The sequence below is a fragment of the Lacinutrix sp. 5H-3-7-4 genome (assembly GCF_000211855.2).
GTDB lineage: Bacteria > Bacteroidota > Bacteroidia > Flavobacteriales > Flavobacteriaceae > Lacinutrix.
The window spans coordinates 2,114,342-2,131,444 of record NC_015638.1; the positions used below are offsets into that span (position 1 = coordinate 2,114,342).

General features: G+C 30.8%; 18 protein-coding genes. 8 read left to right on the forward strand and 10 right to left on the reverse strand.

Going from position 1 to position 17,103, the window contains the following annotated elements:
- Positions 1–5: 5 nt before the first annotated feature.
- Together LACAL_RS09390 and LACAL_RS09395 are read right to left on the reverse strand one after the other, a co-directional pair.
- Positions 6–422 (reverse strand): hypothetical protein, encoded by a 417-nt coding sequence (locus LACAL_RS09390; protein WP_013870488.1) that lies wholly within the window; start codon positions 420–422, stop codon positions 6–8.
- A 2-nt stretch (positions 423–424) separates the two neighbouring features.
- Positions 425–1,504 carry a DNA replication/repair protein RecF gene (locus LACAL_RS09395; RefSeq protein WP_013870489.1) on the reverse strand — a complete coding sequence of 360 codons (1,080 nt, stop codon included), beginning with the start codon at positions 1,502–1,504 and terminating at the stop codon, positions 425–427.
- Between the two features lie 125 nt (positions 1,505–1,629).
- On the opposite strand from LACAL_RS09395, the gene LACAL_RS09400 reads away from it, so the two are divergent.
- The 8 genes from LACAL_RS09400 to LACAL_RS09435 all read left to right on the forward strand — a co-directional run bounded on the left by LACAL_RS09400 (position 1,630) and on the right by LACAL_RS09435 (position 8,165).
- Positions 1,630–2,406, forward strand: coding sequence for a tetratricopeptide repeat protein (locus LACAL_RS09400; RefSeq protein WP_013870490.1), 777 nt, complete (start codon positions 1,630–1,632; stop codon positions 2,404–2,406).
- A 27-nt stretch (positions 2,407–2,433) separates the two neighbouring features.
- Positions 2,434–2,916, forward strand: a complete 483-nt coding sequence (gene ribH / locus LACAL_RS09405; protein ID WP_013870491.1) for a 6,7-dimethyl-8-ribityllumazine synthase — start codon at positions 2,434–2,436, stop codon at positions 2,914–2,916.
- Positions 2,917–3,120: 204 nt separating this feature from the next.
- Entirely contained in the window at positions 3,121–3,318 is a 198-nt protein-coding gene (locus tag LACAL_RS09410; RefSeq protein ID WP_013870492.1) for a hypothetical protein, read from the forward strand.
- Positions 3,319–3,323: 5 nt separating this feature from the next.
- The gene (locus LACAL_RS09415; RefSeq protein WP_013870493.1) at positions 3,324–3,599 is read left to right on the forward strand and encodes a hypothetical protein; all 276 of its coding nucleotides are present in this window, start codon (positions 3,324–3,326) and stop codon (positions 3,597–3,599) included.
- Between the two features lie 6 nt (positions 3,600–3,605).
- Positions 3,606–5,468: a DNA mismatch repair endonuclease MutL gene (mutL, locus tag LACAL_RS09420; protein ID WP_013870494.1), complete on the forward strand. Its 1,863-nt coding sequence runs from the start codon at positions 3,606–3,608 to the stop codon at positions 5,466–5,468.
- A gap of 26 nt (positions 5,469–5,494) precedes the next feature.
- Complete coding sequence (locus LACAL_RS09425; RefSeq protein ID WP_041301446.1) at positions 5,495–6,283, forward strand: rhomboid family intramembrane serine protease; 789 nt, start codon at positions 5,495–5,497, stop codon at positions 6,281–6,283.
- Positions 6,283–7,143, forward strand: coding sequence for a rhomboid family intramembrane serine protease (locus tag LACAL_RS09430; protein ID WP_013870496.1), 861 nt, complete (start codon positions 6,283–6,285; stop codon positions 7,141–7,143). The genes LACAL_RS09425 and LACAL_RS09430 overlap by 1 nt, the downstream gene beginning before the upstream one ends.
- A gap of 2 nt (positions 7,144–7,145) precedes the next feature.
- Positions 7,146–8,165, forward strand: coding sequence for an endonuclease/exonuclease/phosphatase family protein (locus LACAL_RS09435; RefSeq protein ID WP_013870497.1), 1,020 nt, complete (start codon positions 7,146–7,148; stop codon positions 8,163–8,165).
- Positions 8,166–8,180: 15 nt separating this feature from the next.
- Here LACAL_RS09435 and LACAL_RS09440 read toward each other — a convergent pair whose 3' ends face one another.
- From LACAL_RS09440 to LACAL_RS09475, 8 genes are all read right to left on the reverse strand, one after another.
- Complete coding sequence (locus LACAL_RS09440; RefSeq protein WP_013870498.1) at positions 8,181–8,495, reverse strand: DUF6122 family protein; 315 nt, start codon at positions 8,493–8,495, stop codon at positions 8,181–8,183.
- Positions 8,495–9,112 (reverse strand): WbqC family protein, encoded by a 618-nt coding sequence (locus LACAL_RS09445; RefSeq protein WP_013870499.1) that lies wholly within the window; start codon positions 9,110–9,112, stop codon positions 8,495–8,497. Before LACAL_RS09445 ends, LACAL_RS09440 begins: the two co-directional genes overlap by 1 nt.
- Before the next feature lie 30 nt (positions 9,113–9,142).
- Complete coding sequence (gene lepB / locus LACAL_RS09450; protein WP_013870500.1) at positions 9,143–10,879, reverse strand: signal peptidase I; 1,737 nt, start codon at positions 10,877–10,879, stop codon at positions 9,143–9,145.
- Positions 10,880–10,939: 60 nt separating this feature from the next.
- Complete coding sequence (gene dapB, locus LACAL_RS09455; RefSeq protein WP_013870501.1) at positions 10,940–11,644, reverse strand: 4-hydroxy-tetrahydrodipicolinate reductase; 705 nt, start codon at positions 11,642–11,644, stop codon at positions 10,940–10,942.
- Positions 11,645–11,748: 104 nt separating this feature from the next.
- Positions 11,749–12,348 carry a DUF5683 domain-containing protein gene (locus LACAL_RS09460; protein ID WP_013870502.1) on the reverse strand — a complete coding sequence of 200 codons (600 nt, stop codon included), beginning with the start codon at positions 12,346–12,348 and terminating at the stop codon, positions 11,749–11,751.
- Positions 12,338–13,246 (reverse strand): ParB/RepB/Spo0J family partition protein, encoded by a 909-nt coding sequence (locus tag LACAL_RS09465; protein ID WP_013870503.1) that lies wholly within the window; start codon positions 13,244–13,246, stop codon positions 12,338–12,340. The genes LACAL_RS09460 and LACAL_RS09465 overlap by 11 nt, the downstream gene beginning before the upstream one ends.
- A gap of 2 nt (positions 13,247–13,248) precedes the next feature.
- A complete protein-coding gene (locus LACAL_RS09470) occupies positions 13,249–14,013 on the reverse strand; it encodes a ParA family protein (RefSeq protein WP_013870504.1) in 765 nt (254 codons plus the stop codon).
- Positions 14,014–14,169: 156 nt separating this feature from the next.
- On the reverse strand, positions 14,170–17,019 hold the full coding sequence (locus tag LACAL_RS09475; protein ID WP_013870505.1) for a pitrilysin family protein: 2,850 nt from the start codon (positions 17,017–17,019) through the stop codon (positions 14,170–14,172).
- Between the last annotated feature and the right edge of the window lie 84 nt (positions 17,020–17,103).

Genomic DNA, 17,103 nt, shown 5'->3' on the forward strand with positions numbered 1-17,103 from the left:
TTTTTTTAATTAATGTTTATTGGAGTAAAACGTTTATAAGTATAGACTTTATTGTCTTTATTTACAATTTTAAGTTCTTTTTCGTTAGCTAATAATATGGTTTCTTTCCAGTTAGTATACTGTGTAGAATAGTAAATGTTTAAACTGTCGTTTTCAATTTTCAAGTTTAAAGTCTCTATGTTTTTAGACGTTTCATAACTACCATTATAATTTGGTGTCATTTTTTTTCTAAAACCTTTTAAACTGTCGTTTACTATAATATAATCTATAGTTTGATTTATTGTATATTCTTTTTTCGTGCCGTCTGGTAGTGTAACACTTTCAATTTCCCAATAACCATTTACGTGATCTATAAATGTTTCAGGAGAATTAGAGCAGTTTAATAGTACTAAAAATATTAAGCTAAAAATAATTTTTCTCATAATTATAGTTTAAAAATTTCATAAGATTGGTGTACTTGTTTTACAGCATTCTCTGTACGTTCGGCATGCGTATCACTAATAAAAAGTTGTCCAAAATTTTCATCGTCAACAAGTTTTATTATTTGTGTTACACGTTCTTCATCTAACTTATCAAAAATATCGTCTAGTAAAAGTATAGGATTAACACCACTTTGTTGTTTTATAAAATCAAATTGTGCCAGTTTTAATGCAATTAAAAACGATTTTTGTTGCCCTTGACTTCCAAATTTTTTAATAGGATGCTCGTCTATATTAAAAAGTAAATCGTCTTTATGTACACCAACACTAGTATATTGTACGGCTTTATCTTTATTAATCACCTTTTTTAAAAGTGACTCTAATTCATTATCAAAAAGATCACTTTTGTATACTAAATCTACTATTTCATTACCGTTGCTAATGGCTTGATATCTAGATTTAAAAATAGGTATAAAAGTTTCTAAAAAACTATTTCTTTTGTTAAAAACCTCTGTTCCAAAAGTATGTAGCTGAGCATTGTAAATGTCAAGCGTATCTTGATTAAAAGTATTATTTAAAGCAAAATATTTTAGTAGGCTATTACGTTGCGCTAAAGCTTTATTGTATTTAATTAAATGCTCTAAATAAAATTTGTCGCTTTGTGATATAACACTATCTATAAATTTGCGTCGGGTAACACTACCTTCTGTAATTAAATCACGATCGGCTGGAGAAATAATTACCAATGGTAAAAAACCAATATGCTCACTAAATTTCTCGTAAGCTTTTGCATTACGCTTTATAACTTTCTTTTGTCCGCGTTTTAAGCTAACAACAATTTTTTCAGATTTATTTTCTTTATTATATTCTCCATTTACAACAAAAAAATCTTCATCATGTTTAATGTTTTGAGAGGCAATTGGGTTAAAATAACTTTTACCAAAAGACAAATGATAAATAGCATCTAAAACATTTGTTTTACCAACGCCATTGTTGCCTACCAGACAATTTATGGTATCGTTAAACTCGAAAGTTTTACTGTCGAAATTCTTATAATTAAGTAATGAAAGAGACTTTAAAATCATAGATAAGGCTCAAAATTGAGGGAATACTAAAAGTGTAATTAAAATAGGTTGTGCAAAATAACAAATAAATAAACTTTTATATATGAAGAAAAATTTTATTTTTGCCACGCATAAATAAACTATACATGGCAACTTACAAGAAAAGAGGTTATAAACCAAAAACGGAAAAAGAAAAAGAAGTTATTGATCATGACTTAGGAGAAAACTCAACAACAGCTGAGGTTTTTGATACCTTAGATGAGACCGCTTCTAAAACCGAAGATTTTGTAGCCGCAAATCAAAAATATATATTTATAATCATTGGAGCAGTAGCTGTATTTGTTTTAGGATACTTAGGCTACAAAGAGTTTGTTACAAAACCAGCTCAAATTGAAGCAATGAACGAAATGTATCATGCGCAAAAACAATTTAATGATGCAGCTAACGGTATATCTAGTGATTCTTTATATAACGTAGCATTAAATGGTAGCGAAGGTAAATTTGGTATGCTTGATATTATGGATGAGTATAGCGGTACACCAGCAGCAAACTTAGCTAAGTACTACGCAGGTATGGCTTACTTAAATCTAAAAGATTATAAAAATGCAGTAGCAATGTTAGATGGTTACAAAGCCGAAGACGAAGCAACAGGACCATTAGCAAAAGGAGCAATTGGAGATGCCTTTGTACAATTAAATCAAAACGAAGACGCGCTTAAATATTATATTGAAGCAGCTAAAATGCGTGATAACGAATTTACAGCACCAACATACTACTACAAAGCAGGAACATTAGCTTTAGAATTAGGAAAAGCAAAAGAAGCTTTAGGATACTTTAATACAATTAAAGAGAAATATCCAAACGCAACAGAAGCTAGCTCTGTAGATGTGTTTATTGGAAAAGCACAAGCGATGTCAAAATAAAAAATACCGCTTTCGTGGAAAGACTTTATGGCAACAGTAAATAATAATTTATCAGAATACGATAAAACATCAATCCCAAACGCGAGTAACTATCGGTTTGGGATTGTTGTTTCAGAATGGAACGAACACATAACCGAAGGTTTATATAAAGGTGCTTTTGAAACGTTAATAGAAAATAACGTAGCAAAAGAAAATATTATACGTTGGGATGTTCCTGGAAGCTACGAACTTATTTATGGTAGCAAAAAAATGCAGCAACAAAATGTAGATGCAGTAATCGCAATAGGATCTGTAATACAAGGTGAAACCAAACATTTCGATTTTGTTTGCGAAGGTGTATCTCAAGGTATAAAAGATTTAAATGTACTGCATGATGTGCCTGTTATTTTTTGTGTTTTAACAGATAATAATGAGCAACAAGCCATAGAACGTTCTGGCGGAATACACGGTAATAAAGGAACCGAAGCCGCAGTTGCAGCCATAAAAATGGCATTTCTAAACAAGCAGTAATTCGTTTCTTTTTTTAGCTAAAAGCCACGCATTTTATAACTCTTTACTACTTAAAGTTTTAAAGTTAAATTTTACTTGTAGTATTATTTACTTCACAATTATACTTTAAAAACATGTGTTTGTTAACAATTTTTAGCACATGAGAGTCTAAACTCTGCTGTATTTTAAGTATTTTTGAGTGTATTTCAACGAGTAAAAATCACGATGCTTAAACCACAAAAAAAGAGACAGTTTAATTACAAACCAAGATTTTCAGAATCTCAAAAAGAAACTGAAAACTCATCGGTAAAAAAAGCATTTGAAAACAAACGTAAACCCAAGGCAAGTACATTGCCTATACTGTTGGTAATTTTAGGCTTGGTTATTGCATTAATGTATTACTTAGACGTTAAATTAAGATAAGGATTATGGGAATTATACCAAGTAAGAAAAATAAACGCTACAGTTATACACCACGATATTATAAAGGTGAAGGTAGCCCGTTTGAAATGAAGCATAAGTTTGATGACTATAGAACTACAGTAGGTTCTAATGGCGGCATTAAACAACGGTTTACATCTGCCTGGGATGAGTTTAGAAACTCACCAGATAAAGCAGTAAATAGGCGCGTGCTTATTATTATTTTAATTTTATTTTTTCTTTTTTTATTCTTTATAGATTTCGACCTGTCTATATTCTTATAATTATTTATGGCAGATATTATTCAACTGTTACCAGATCATGTAGCAAATCAAATAGCAGCAGGAGAAGTTGTGCAAAGACCAGCATCTGTTGTTAAAGAGCTTTTAGAAAACGCTATAGATGCAGGAGCAACACATATTAAACTAATTTTAAAAGACGCTGGTAAAACCTTAATTCAAGTAATTGATAACGGTAAAGGTATGAGCGTTACAGATGCTAGATTAAGTTTTGAACGACATGCAACCTCAAAAATAAAATCGGCAGACGATTTATTTCAGCTTAATACAAAAGGGTTTCGTGGAGAAGCTTTAGCAAGTATTGCCGCAATTGCGCATGTAGAATTAAAAACAAAACAAGAGCAAGACGAAGTTGGTACTTGCATTGTAATAGAAGGCAGTGAAGTACAATCTCAAGACGTTGTTGTTACGCCCAAAGGCACTTCTTTATCTGTAAAAAACTTGTTTTTTAATATACCAGCTAGACGTAACTTTTTAAAATCTAATCCTGTAGAGACACGACATATTATAGATGAGTTTCATCGTGTAGCATTAGCACATCCATCAATTGGATTTGTAATGTATCACAACGGGAGTGAAGTTTTTAATTTACCAGTAAGTAATTATAGACAACGTATTGTAAATATTTTTGGAGCAAAAACAAACGAAAAGTTAGTTCCAGTAGAAGAAGATACCGAAGTTCTTAAAATTTCTGGATTTGTAGGAAAACCAGAATTCGCAAAAAAAACACGTGGCGAGCAATTCTTTTTCGTGAATGATCGTTTTATAAAAAGCGCTTATTTAAATCACGCTATAGGTTCTGCTTTCGATGGTTTATTAAAAGATGGAGCACATGCCAGTTATTTTTTAAACCTAACTGTAAACCCGCAAACAATAGATATAAATATTCACCCAACTAAAACTGAAATTAAGTTTGATGATGAGCATACGCTATATGCTATTTTACGCTCGGCAGTAAAACACAGTTTGGGCCAATTTAATATAGCTCCAGTTTTAGATTTTGAACGTGATGCAAATTTAGATACACCATATAGTTACCAACAAAAAGGAACACCAAGTGTTACTGTAGATAGTAATTTCAACCCTTTTGCCGAAGAGAAAACAGTTAGTAACACATCGAGTACAGTAAGCAGTAGTAATACAAGTTTTAAAAAAACTCCAGCAGCTAATTGGGAAAATTTATATGTAGGTTTAGAAAGTAAAGGCAATAATATACAGCAGGATTTTAGCGAAGTACATTTTGAAAGTGAACAGCAAAATGCTTCAATTTTTGAAGATAAAAAAATAGAGCAGAAGCAAAGTACCTATCAATTTCATAATAAATATGTTGTAAGTACAATTAAATCGGGCTTACTATTAATAGATCAAAATAGAGCACACCAGCGTGTTTTATATGAAGATTTTTTAAAGCATATTACAGTAAAAGAAGGTATGAGCCAACAATTACTGTTTCCTTTAGAACTTCATTTTTCGCCACAAGAAATTGAAATTATAAAGCAATTACAAAGCGATTTAGAACATACAGGATTTGTTTTTCAAAAAATAGAAAAAGAACACGTTGAAATAACTGGAGTTCCAGTAATGGTTCCAGAAAGTGAAGTCTCTATTATTTTAGAGCAGCTAATAAGCGATGTAGAAAATGAAGTGCCAGATAGTAATTTTAGTGCTACAGATTTATTAGCAAAATCTATGGCAAAAAGTCTGGCAATAAAAACAGGACAAAGTTTAACGGCAGTAGAGCAAGAACATTTAGTAAACTCTTTATTTGCCTGTAAAGCACCAAGTGTATCACCAACAAACAGAACTACTTTTGTAACGATGACTGTTGATGAATTGGATAAGAAATTTGTATAAAACTGAAATAAATTCAGCTTAAAATTATGATGAAGATAACAGATACAGTAAAGCATTTAATAATAATTAATGTTATTTTCTGGATTGCAGCAATAAGCATTGGTACGTATGGAGAAACACTTGGCAATTTGTTTGCAATGCATTTTCCATTAAACGATACATTTAAGCCTTGGCAAATTATAACGCATATGTTTATGCACGCTACCTATAGTGGCAATCCTCCAACAATAACTATTATGCATATATTATTTAATATGTTTGCATTATGGATGTTTGGTTCTGTAGTAGAATATAAATTGGGATGGAAACGTTTTCTGTTTTTATATTTTATGGCAGGATTAGGAGCAGTAGCATTACAAACAGGATTTACATATTTTACTTTTAATTTAGATTTTTCTACATTAACAAATGCAGGCTTTGATTCTAATCAAATTTTAGAAACTTTAAATTCTGGTTATAGAATGCGAGATATGCGTTGGGATGCTATTTTAGGCGCAGAGGATTTAAGTCGTTTTTTAAGCGATTTTAATACGCCAATGGTTGGAGCTTCTGGTTGTATTATGGGTGTTTTAGTTGCTTTTGGAATGTTAAATCCTAATGCAGAATTAATGCTTATATTTTTACCAATACCTATAAAAGCAAAATATTTTATTCCAGGAATTATAGCGTTAGACGTTATTTCTGCTTTTACTGGAGCTTCATTTTTTAGCCCAAGTAACACAGCTTTCATGGCACACATTGGTGGCGCTTTAACAGGATTTCTTATTATGTTATTTTGGAAAAGAAAACAATTAAATAATTTTCAGCAGTATTAATGAGTACAATAAATGATTTAAAATATAGGTATGCAAAGCTTAATGTACTTGAAAAATTAATAGCATTAAATGTTATTATATTTATAGTCGCTTTAATTTTAAAAAGCACAGTACCACAAGTTTTAAAATACTTCGCTTTACCACCAGATTTTTTTAATGCGTTATTACAACCATGGTCTATTATAACTTACGCTTTTTTGCACTATAAAGTGCTTCATTTAGCGTTTAACATGCTTTGGTTATGGTTTTGCTCTAGAATGTTTTTAAATCTATTTAGCTCTAAAATGGCTTTAAATATTTATTTTCTTGGTGCTATTTCTGGCGGATTAACATTTTTATTATTTTATAATGTGTTTCCAACCTTTTTCTCAAATTCATTTTTTCCATTAGTAGGAGCAAGTGCTGCCGTAAGAGCTTTATTTATTTTCTTATGTGCTTATATGCCAAATAATGATTTAAGGTTTTTTAGTTTTAATATAAAACTATGGCATGTTGGAGCAGTATTAATAGGTTTTGATATTTTAGGAGTCTTTGGTTCTAATGGTGGCGGTAATTTAGCACATTTAGGAGGTGCTTTATTAGGTTATATTTATGCTAAACAACTTGGTAAAGGCAAAGATATTGGTAAAGGTTTTGAGCGCAGTGCAGATGCTTTTACTAGTTGGTTTAAAGCTGGAAAAAAAAGCAAGCTTAAAACAGTATATAAAGATAAAACTAAAGTAGGCGGATATACTAAAGGAGAATTTAGTGAGTTAAATAAACAAAAGCAAATAGACGTTATTTTAGATAAAATAAGTAAAAGTGGTTACGATAGTTTAACAGAAAAAGAAAAAGATTTCTTGTTTAGAGCAGGTAAATAAATATGAAGCGACTAAGGTTTTTTGAAAAAATAATTTTCTTCTTCAACTCTGTTGCGGCTTTTGCTCTTTTATTATCATACATATTACCGTTTTTACCTCCTAAAACTTTTGCAGCACTTTCTGTTTTAAGTTTAGGTGTTCCGTTTTTAATACTCTTAAATTTTGTTTTTTTTGTCTATTGGTTGGTTAAAGTAAAAAAGCAGCTATTATTATCATTACTTATATTAATTGTTGGTTATATGTATTTTGGCTCTATTTATAAGTTTTCTGAAAGTAAAACAATAGAGAATAAAGACAACTTATCTATAATGAATTTTAATGTGAGATTGTTTAATCTTTACAAATGGATTCCTGAAGATAATATAGAAAACAAATTAGTTGAATTTGTAAAAGAAGAGTCTCCAGATATTTTAGCACTTCAAGAATATCACCCACGTGAAACTGTAGATTTCTCATTTTATAAATATAAATATGAAAAACTTTCAGGTAAAAAAGTTAAACTTGGTCAAGCTATATTTTCTAAATACCCAATTGTAAACTCTGGTTCAATTGCGTTTCCTAATACAGCTAATAATGCCATTTTTGCAGATGTAGTAAAAGGAAATGATACTGTTAGAGTATATAATATTCACTTACAATCCCTACGTATTGACACTAGAGTAGAGCAGTTAACCACTCAAGATTCTGAAAAACTTTTTGATGGTGTTGGGCAGACTTTTAAAATGCAACAGTTTCAAACCGAGTTGTTTTTACTTCATAAAAGGCAATGCAAGTATAAAATGATTGTTAGTGGCGATTTTAATAATACAGCTTTGTCTTATGTTTATAAAGAAATTAAAGGAGATTTAGTAGATACATTTAAAGCTGCCGGAAACGGCTTTGGAAGAACTTATAATTTTAAGTTTTTCCCTATGCGAATAGACTTTATTTTAACACATCCAGATTTTAAAATTAATAGTTTTAAAACATATGACGTTGAATTCTCGGATCATTATCCAATAATGACTAAAGTGAGTTTTTAAAGTTTTAGTTTTTAGTTACAAACCCATCATCCAACAATCTACAGTATCTGCAATTATATGTATAATTAAGGCTAAACCTATAAGTCTTGTTTTTTTAGGAAACACTAATGCAACATATAATGGTATTAGGTAGTAGCTATGTAAAACATGAAAACCTATACTGCAACGGTTAGCTTGAAAAATGGGTGTTGCTATTAAATGATCAAGATCTATTATAATACCCAAAAACATAATTAAATATGCTTTTTTCCACTGTTGTCTAAAAAATAAACGTGCAAAAAATAAGGGAACTATAAAGTGAATACCATAATGTATAATTGGTTGTAACATTAAGGTAACTTTTGAGATTCTAAAAAGTTAAGTGTATTTGGGCCTTGGTTAAAAAGTAAGTCTAAAATACTTAAATTATTAATATAGCCATGTTTAGCTTCAAATACCTGTGTGTAGGTTTCTATGTTAAAAACTGGTTCTTTTTTTGCATTTACTAGACCTCGATAGTCTTTTAAATTATTTGATGTATGCTCAAAAGTTTCAGTTTTTTTTAATGTAACTTCAAGTTGTATGCAATCGCAAATTGTTTCAAAACATTTTAAATTAAAAGCCATTAATGTTTCAAAAGGTTCTTTAAAAAGTGGTTCTAATTCATCACAATAAAATTCAAAAAAAGGAGAAGTTCTGTATGCAGATTCTAAAGATTTCCAATGGTTTAATTGCCATTGGTAATTGTTAGCTATTTGTACTTCGCTGTATTTTTTTCTGTTTTTTTGAGAATATATAACAGGTATATTTAATTGTAGTTTTCCATTTGCAGCATATATATAATATCTGTTTCTATAGGTTTGCTTTTGAAAATTATCATGCATCTCTATTGTAACGCTTTCCGCTTTAGCGATAGCAATACATGTTGCTATGGTTGGGAAGCATGTAGGATGAATTAAAATATGCATAGCTATTATAAAAAACGGTTTACACTTAATTTAAGCCTTTTGTTTGCGTTTTTTAAACTTGTTATAGCCAATTAAACCTCCTATTAATATAAGCACAGGAATTAGTAACGATACCGGTTTACCGTCGCCGTGCACGGTTGTAAAAAGCCTGTTCCAACGTATTTTATTAATGCCGCTAGCGTTAGAGTCCCAACTCATCCATACCATTACAGGTTTTCCAACAACATGGTCAAAAGGTACAAATCCCCAATAACGTGAGTCTATAGAGTTTTGTCTGTTATCTCCCATCATCCAATAATAATCTTGCTTAAATGTGTAGCTTGTAGCTACTTCATCATTAATTAAAATTTGATTTCCTCTTGTAGTTACCTTATTGTCTTCGTATTCACTAATTACACGTTTGTAAAGTGGTAATACATTAATGTCTAATTTTATTGTTTTTCCAGCTTGAGGAATATAGATAGGGCCAAAATTATCTGAAGAAAATCTATATTCAGAATCGTGAGGAAATAATCGAGTGCTAGAACTTTTAGAGATGTCTTTTTCTACCAATTCTATTGCTGGATCTTTGGCTACTTGGGCGGCTAATTCTTCGGTCATATTAGCCATATATTTTTTTTCTGCAATACTCATATTTAAACGGTCAAAAACAGTTTGAGTAAGTGCACCAGCAACCTGAGTATTTAGTGAGTCTCTTGAAACTACAGTTAAATCTACATTTACATTTTGTTCTAAAGCTTGTTTTACATCTGGGTTATCCCAGTACTCGTTAGAGATACTGTATGTTTCGTAACCTCTATCTTCTGTAATGCCATATTTGCTTCTAAAATTGTTAATAGGCATTGTTGTTTTTATATTATAAAAGAACTGCAGTTTAGCACGTTCTGGCAATACATTTCGTTTTCCGTTAATGTAAACAACACCATCTCTTAATTCTAGAGAGTCTCCTGCAATACCAACGCAACGTTTTACTAAGTTTGTTTTTTTATCTATTGGCTTGTAGTAGTTTCTGTCTGGCGTAAAGTCATTCATATCCAATAATGTATCTGCTGGTTGATTGAATACAACTATTTCGTTACGTTCAATTTTTTCGAAACCAGGTATACGTAAATATGGTAACTGTAATTTATTTAAAAGAGATGTTTTTCTATTTTCATATTTATCGCTAAACAAGTAAGATTTTTGTTTTGTAAGCGGAATTGAATCGTGTACCATTGGTAATGCTACAGTTGTCATTGGTACTCTGGCACCATAATGAAATTTACTTACAAATAAGAAATCACCAACTAATAAAGATTTTTCTAAAGAAGATGAAGGAATAACAAATGGCTGAATAAAATATGTGTGTACAATGGTTGCAGCAACAACAGCAAATAGTATAGAGCTTACCCAATCTCCAGCACCTGTTCTTGGCATTAAACTTCTATCTTCAATATATATTACATCTTTAGCAGCGTAGTTTAAATAGAAATTATAGAAACCAAGTGTTATAATTGCTAAAAATGTATCAAGATTAGAGTTTTTACCAAAACTTCTTGCTGTTTCAACCCAAACAACCGGAAACATAATTAGGTTTACAATTGGTAAAAATAAAAGAATGGTCCACCACCATGGACGTCTAATAATTTTCATTAAAATAACAGCATTATAAACAGGAACAAAAGCTTCCCATGCTTGCCTGCCTGCTTTAATGTATAATTTCCATGTTGCTAAGCCATGAATAACTTGTATAACAAAGAAAAATATAATCCATTGTGTACCGTTCATAATCTATTTTTTATAATATTTTTAATTAGTAGTTTTATTAAAACTAATGTTACATTTTTTTTATTGACCTATATTTAATACGTCTTTCATTGTAAAGATACCTTTTTTACCAATAATCCACTCTGCAGCAATAACAGCTCCTAAAGCAAAGCCTTGTCTGCTGTGTGCTGTATGTTCGATTGTAATGGTATCTACTTCGCTGGTATAATTAATTGTGTGTGTTCCAGGAACATTTTCTATGCGTCTTGCTGTAATTGGTAAAACACTTTTAGCGTCTCCATCTAATTCCCAAGCGTTATAATCTTTATGGTTTTCTACAATATCATTAGCTAAAGAAATAGCGGTTCCGCTAGGTGCATCTAGTTTTTGTGTATGGTGAATTTCTTCAATATCTACATTGTAATCTGCCAAATTAGACATCATTTTGGCTAATGTTCTATTAAGTTCGAAAAATATATTTACACCTAAACTAAAATTTGAAGCGTAAATAAATGCGCCATTTTTTTCATGGCAAAGTGTTTTAATGGTATTAAAATTGTCTAACCAACCCGTAGTTCCAGAAATTACTGGAATGTTATTATTTATTGCTAGAGAAATATTATTTACTGCTGCAGATGGAATACTAAAATCTATAGCCACATCTGCTTTTTTTAATTCTTGACTAGGTGATGAGGACGTTTTTAAAACAATTTCGTGACCTCGATTTATTGCAATGGTTTCAATTGTTTTTCCCATTTTACCATAGCCAAGTAAAGCAATTTTCATGTGTAGAATTTTTTATTTCTGTATTAAATATACTATTAATGATACAGAATTTCTTATTACTTTAGTTTAATTAAAATTAAATTAAACTAAAGTTGTATTAAGTTTTAATTTATTTTAAAATTTAGCGTTAAGCCAAAGTTTCCTGTTTTGTCTATTTCGTTTATTTCATAATGCGGTTTTAATGATAAATCTTCATCTACATTAAATTGAAGCAAGTGTGCATCTACGTTCGCATCTATAATATTTAAGGCATATAAACCTACTGTAATTAATAAAGATAATTCTTTATTTCTTCTAAAAGTTTTTTGTCTTTCTAAAAGGCCATCATCTGTTAATCTACCTTGAAACTCATCATCTGTAAAACCTGCTAAACGACGTTTGTAAGCGTCTCTGGTTCTATTGTAATTTTTATTATTTGTGGTATAAAAATATATTCCTGCACCAAGAGCTCCATAAACAATTGGTATTTTCCAGTATTTTTTATTGTAAGCTTGTCCTAATCCTGGTAATACGGCAGAATAGAAGGCTGCTTTTGCAGGAGAAAGCGGGTTTATAGGCTTGCGTAACTGCGTGCTATCAATTTCGGTTTTTAAATCACCAAGCTTCTCGGTGTCTTGTTTTGTTTCAGGTTGGTTTTCTTGAGCCAAAGCAGGAAAACTTAAGGCTGAAACAAAGCAGAAAAATAATATGAATTTATTTAGCACGTTGCACTAACTTTTTTATACGGTTAAAATCTTCTTCAGAATGAAAAGGAATTGTAATTTTTCCTTTACCATTGTTAGAGATTTTAACGTCTATTTTATGTCCAAAGTATTCTGAAAAATCTTTTATACCTTTTTTAACAAACTTTGGTATATCTGCTTCAACAGGTTTTTTAGGTATTTCTACTTCACTTGTTGCATTAAAGTTTTTTACTAAAGCTTCTGTTTCTCTAACTGATAGTTTATTAGATAATATTTTTTCGTAAATATCTAATTGTATTGTTTGGTCTTCAATATTAATTATTGCTCTACCATGACCCATAGATAAAAAGCCATCTCTCATACCTGTTTGTATGATTGGGTCTAATTTTAATAGACGTAAATAGTTTGCAATTGTTGAACGTTTTTTACCAACACGCTCACTCATTTGCTCTTGAGTTAAATTAATCTCGTCTATTAAGCGTTGGTATGATAATGCAATTTCTATAGGGTCTAAATCTTGACGTTGTATATTTTCTACAAGTGCCATTTCTAGACTTTCCTGGTCGTTTGCAATACGTATGTATGCTGGAATTGTTTCTAAGCCAATAAGCGTAGAGGCGCGAAAACGACGTTCTCCAGATACTAATTGGTATTTATCATAGCCTAATTTTCTTACTGTAATTGGTTGTATAACTCCAAGCTCTTTAATAGAAGAGGCTAACTCGCGTAGAGATTCTTCGTTAAAGTTTGTTCTTGGTTGAAATGGATTCATTTCTATAGCAGATAATTCTAATTCTATAATATTACCTACTACTTTGTCTGCATTTTTATCTTCTGCAGATTGTATATCGTTACTTGGGTCTTTTAATAAAGCCGAAAGTCCTCTACCTAAAGCCTGTTTCTTTGTTGCCTTCGCCATGTTTAGGAGTTTTTATTTATTATTTCTTTTGCTAAACTTAAATAGTTTGCTGCACCTTTACTTGATGCATCATAATTTATAATGTTTTCACCGTAACTTGGTGCTTCACTTAATTTAACGTTACGTTGTATTATGGTTTCAAAAACCATATCGTTAAAATGTTTTTGAACTTCTTCAACAACTTGATTAGATAAACGCAATCTAGAATCATACATAGTTAAAAGTAAACCTTCAATATCTAATGCCGAATTGTGTATTTTTTGAACACTTTTTATAGTGTTTAATAATTTCCCTAAACCTTCAAGTGCAAAATATTCGCATTGAATAGGAATAATAACAGCATCTGCTGCTGTTAAAGCATTTAAAGTTAGCAAGCCTAAAGATGGAGCGCAATCTATTAAGATGTAATCATAGTCATCTTTTATAGCTTCTAAAGCCCTTTTCATCATGTATTCACGTTGATCCTTATCTACTAATTCTATTTCAATAGCAACTAAGTCTATGTGAGCCGGAATGATATCTAAATTAGGAGTATTAGTACTTATAATAGCATCTTTTGCGCTATTAGTATGTTCTAAAAGTTGATAGGTACCAATTTCTACAGCTTCAACATCCAGGCCTAAACCAGATGTAGAATTTGCTTGTGGATCTGCATCTATAAGTAATACTTTTTTTTCAAGAACACCTAAAGAAGCTGCTAAGTTTACAGATGTAGTTGTTTTTCCAACTCCTCCTTTTTGATTGGCAATGGCGATTATTTTACCCATTAAATGATTTGGTTTTATTAGGGAATTTAATATTTAAAGTCCAGCGTAAAAATACAATTATTTATGGGTTTTAAAAATGGAAGTTGTTAACAGTTGGTAAAATAAATAAAGCAGCTATTTCTAGCTGCTTTGTTAACGTATTAATTATAAAGCTTTTTATGCTTTTTCAGGATTATGAATACCTAAAATATAACCATTGGTTAAGTATTTTTTAGCTATAGTTTGTAAAAATTCTTTAGTTAAGTTATTTACATCATCTTCAAACGTAAAAATTCTTTTAGCATCTTTATCTTGGTAGTCTGCATTTTTAATTAAGTTAATCCAAAAACGGTTTTGTTTTAACTGTTCTTTTCTTTCTAAAAGTTGTGCTTCTTTTACCTTTGCGAGGTCTTTTTCTGTTGGGCCGTTTTTTATTAGCTTGTCTACTTCTGCTAAAGCAGCATTTTTAAGTTTTTCAACATTTTCTGGACCGCATGGAAAGCTTATGTTAAAATTAAACCAACCATAAGGCATTTTACTAATACTTCCTCTTGCTCCAGCACCATAAACGCCACCTTCTTCTTCTCTTAATTTTTCAACTAATTTTATGGTTAAAATTTCTCCTAAACTTGTAAGTGCATGAGCTTCTTTAGCATTGTAAGTTGTTGGACCGTGATAGGTTATTCTAACCGAACTTTTTTCGTCGGTTCCTTTTTCTACAATTTTTGTGTGTTGTCCTGTAAGTGGTCTAAAATCTGTAACTTTATATTTTTCGTTACTATTATTTGTTGGTAAACTGGCTAAGTATTTTTCTGAAAATGCTTTAATTTTAGCTTCGTCTATATTACCTACAAAGTAAAATTTAAAATCTCCAGCATCTGCAAAACGTTCTTTGTATTTTTTATATGCCAAGTCGTAATCTGCTGCGTCAAACGCTTCTGGTGTTGGAAACCCCATATATCTTGGACTTTTTCCATACATAAATTTACCCATTTCTATAGAGAAGAATGTTTGCGGATTTGATAACATATTACCAATAAATGCTTTTTGTTTATTGATATATGAGTTGTATGCTTTCTCGTCTTTATTTAATGCTGTAAAATATAAATGCGTTAACTGAAATAATTCTTCAAGATCTTTTGGTGTAGATGAACCTCTAAAATTCTCGCTATAAGTACCAATGCTTGGTCTAACATTTACAATTTTACCAGATAACATTTTACTTAATTGCGTTTTGTCGAAACCGTTTACTCCAGCTTCAGCTAAACCTCCATTAGCAAAATTTGTGGCTTTATAGTCTGCATCTGTGTATAATGAATTACCGCCAAAGCTAAAGGCTTCAAACATAATTTCATCATTTTTAAAATCTGTTTTCTTGTAAGTTACTGTTGCTCCATTACTAAGTGTAAGAGTAGTAGTACCTAATTTTTCATCTTTTACAGTATTTGTAATGCTACCTTTTGGAGGAAGTTTAGAAATTAAAGAAGAAGCGACAGCTTCGTCTTCGTAAGGTTTTATATCTGCATCTTTTAATCCGTTTAATAATGTTTTTACTTGTGCTTCTGTAACCTTTTCTAAATCTTCTTTTTCTGGACCTGTAATTACAATAACTCTATTATCGTCTCTTAAATAGTTTTTAATTAAACCATTAACTTCTTCTAAGGTAATGTTTGGTAGTTCGTTTTTATACATATTGTATTCCCAGGTAATACCTGGCATTACTTCTCCTTCAAGAAAATGTCTTACGTACTCTCCAATAATTCTGTTAGATTCCATTTTGTCTTTATCTTTAAAAGACTTTTCCATACTGGCTAACATTCTTTTTTTAGCTCTTTCAAATTCGCCTTGTTGAAATCCATAACGTTTAACACGTTCGTTTTCTTCTAAAAGCGCTTTCAATGCTTTTAATTGGTCTGTTTCACTCGTCATTGCAAATGATTGGTATGCATTTTTTGTTCGTGCCCAAGTACCGCCATAAAAGCTAGAGCCAAATACAAACGGAGGATTTTCGCTATTTCTTAATTCTCCTAATCTTGTATTAATCATTTGTGAAAACAAGCTTTTTGCCATAGATTTTCTATAATCTTCTACCGTTTCTTCAACTTTAGCATTGTTTGAGTCTTTAAACATGACTTGTACTTGAGAGAAAGAGGCTTCTTTGTCAGACTCTATAGCAACAAATGTTTCATCATGATTTGGTACATAAAAAACATCTCTTTTTCTTGGGCTTTTAGCAGGAGCAATACGTCCAAAATGTGTTTTTATTTTTTCTTCTAATGTGGCAACATCAACATCTCCTACAGCCATAACAGACATTAAATCTGGTCTGTACCAATCTTTATAAAAGCGTCTTAAACTTTCGTAAGTAAAATTTTCTATACTTTCTTGTGTTCCAATAGGTAATCTTTTTGCGTACTGCGACCCATACATTAGTTTAGGTAAGTAGCGTTGCATCATGCGTTCGTTTGCGCCTTTACCTAGCCTTAATTCTTCTAAAACAACACCTCGTTCGTTATCAATTTCTTCTTCGGTTAATAGTGCATTATGTGCCCAATCTTCTAAAATTTGAAATCCTTTTTCTAGTTTTTCAGGATCTTCACTAGGTATTGGTAAAATGTATACAGTTTCGTCAAAACTTGTGTAGGCATTTAAATGCGCACCAAATTTTACACCTATGCTTTGTAGATAATCTACTAATTCATTTTTTTTAAAATTCTTGGTTCCGTTAAAATTCATGTGCTCCATAAAGTGAGCTAAACCTAGTTGGTCTTCATCTTCTAAAATAGAACCGGCATTAATAACTAAGCGCAGTTCTACTTTGTTTTCTGGCTTGCCATTATTTTTTATGTAGTATGTAAGTCCATTGCTTAAAACACCTGTTTTTACTTCTGGGTTAAAAGGGACTTTTTGTGAAGTTTGTAAAGTTTTGGTTGGCTTTTCCTGAGCTTTTGATACTGTAGAAAATAGCATAATGGATGTGGTAATTAGTGTTGTAAACACTAACTTCCTGAATTTTGATACATTCATGAATTGTTTGTTTTGTTTGATTAATAGTTTATGAAGTTAATAATTTAAGCAGATTATGTTTTTGTTTTGATAAAATTTTAACAT

Bases quoted from the DNA above. Each gene is read 5' to 3' on its own strand.
- LACAL_RS09390 (WP_013870488.1), bottom strand. From the start codon at position 422: ATGAGAAAAATTATTTTTAGCTTAATATTTTTAGTACTATTAAACTGC.
- LACAL_RS09395 (WP_013870489.1), bottom strand. From the start codon at position 1,504: ATGATTTTAAAGTCTCTTTCATTACTTAATTATAAGAATTTCGACAGT.
- LACAL_RS09400 (WP_013870490.1), top strand. From the start codon at position 1,630: ATGGCAACTTACAAGAAAAGAGGTTATAAACCAAAAACGGAAAAAGAA.
- ribH (WP_013870491.1), top strand. From the start codon at position 2,434: ATGGCAACAGTAAATAATAATTTATCAGAATACGATAAAACATCAATC.
- LACAL_RS09410 (WP_013870492.1), top strand. From the start codon at position 3,121: ATGCTTAAACCACAAAAAAAGAGACAGTTTAATTACAAACCAAGATTT.
- LACAL_RS09415 (WP_013870493.1), top strand. From the start codon at position 3,324: ATGGGAATTATACCAAGTAAGAAAAATAAACGCTACAGTTATACACCA.
- mutL (WP_013870494.1), top strand. From the start codon at position 3,606: ATGGCAGATATTATTCAACTGTTACCAGATCATGTAGCAAATCAAATA.
- LACAL_RS09425 (WP_041301446.1), top strand. From the start codon at position 5,495: ATGATGAAGATAACAGATACAGTAAAGCATTTAATAATAATTAATGTT.
- LACAL_RS09430 (WP_013870496.1), top strand. From the start codon at position 6,283: ATGAGTACAATAAATGATTTAAAATATAGGTATGCAAAGCTTAATGTA.
- LACAL_RS09435 (WP_013870497.1), top strand. From the start codon at position 7,146: ATGAAGCGACTAAGGTTTTTTGAAAAAATAATTTTCTTCTTCAACTCT.
- LACAL_RS09440 (WP_013870498.1), bottom strand. From the start codon at position 8,495: ATGTTACAACCAATTATACATTATGGTATTCACTTTATAGTTCCCTTA.
- LACAL_RS09445 (WP_013870499.1), bottom strand. From the start codon at position 9,112: ATGCATATTTTAATTCATCCTACATGCTTCCCAACCATAGCAACATGT.
- lepB (WP_013870500.1), bottom strand. From the start codon at position 10,879: ATGAACGGTACACAATGGATTATATTTTTCTTTGTTATACAAGTTATT.
- dapB (WP_013870501.1), bottom strand. From the start codon at position 11,644: ATGAAAATTGCTTTACTTGGCTATGGTAAAATGGGAAAAACAATTGAA.
- LACAL_RS09465 (WP_013870503.1), bottom strand. From the start codon at position 13,246: ATGGCGAAGGCAACAAAGAAACAGGCTTTAGGTAGAGGACTTTCGGCT.
- LACAL_RS09470 (WP_013870504.1), bottom strand. From the start codon at position 14,013: ATGGGTAAAATAATCGCCATTGCCAATCAAAAAGGAGGAGTTGGAAAA.
- LACAL_RS09475 (WP_013870505.1), bottom strand. From the start codon at position 17,019: ATGAATGTATCAAAATTCAGGAAGTTAGTGTTTACAACACTAATTACC.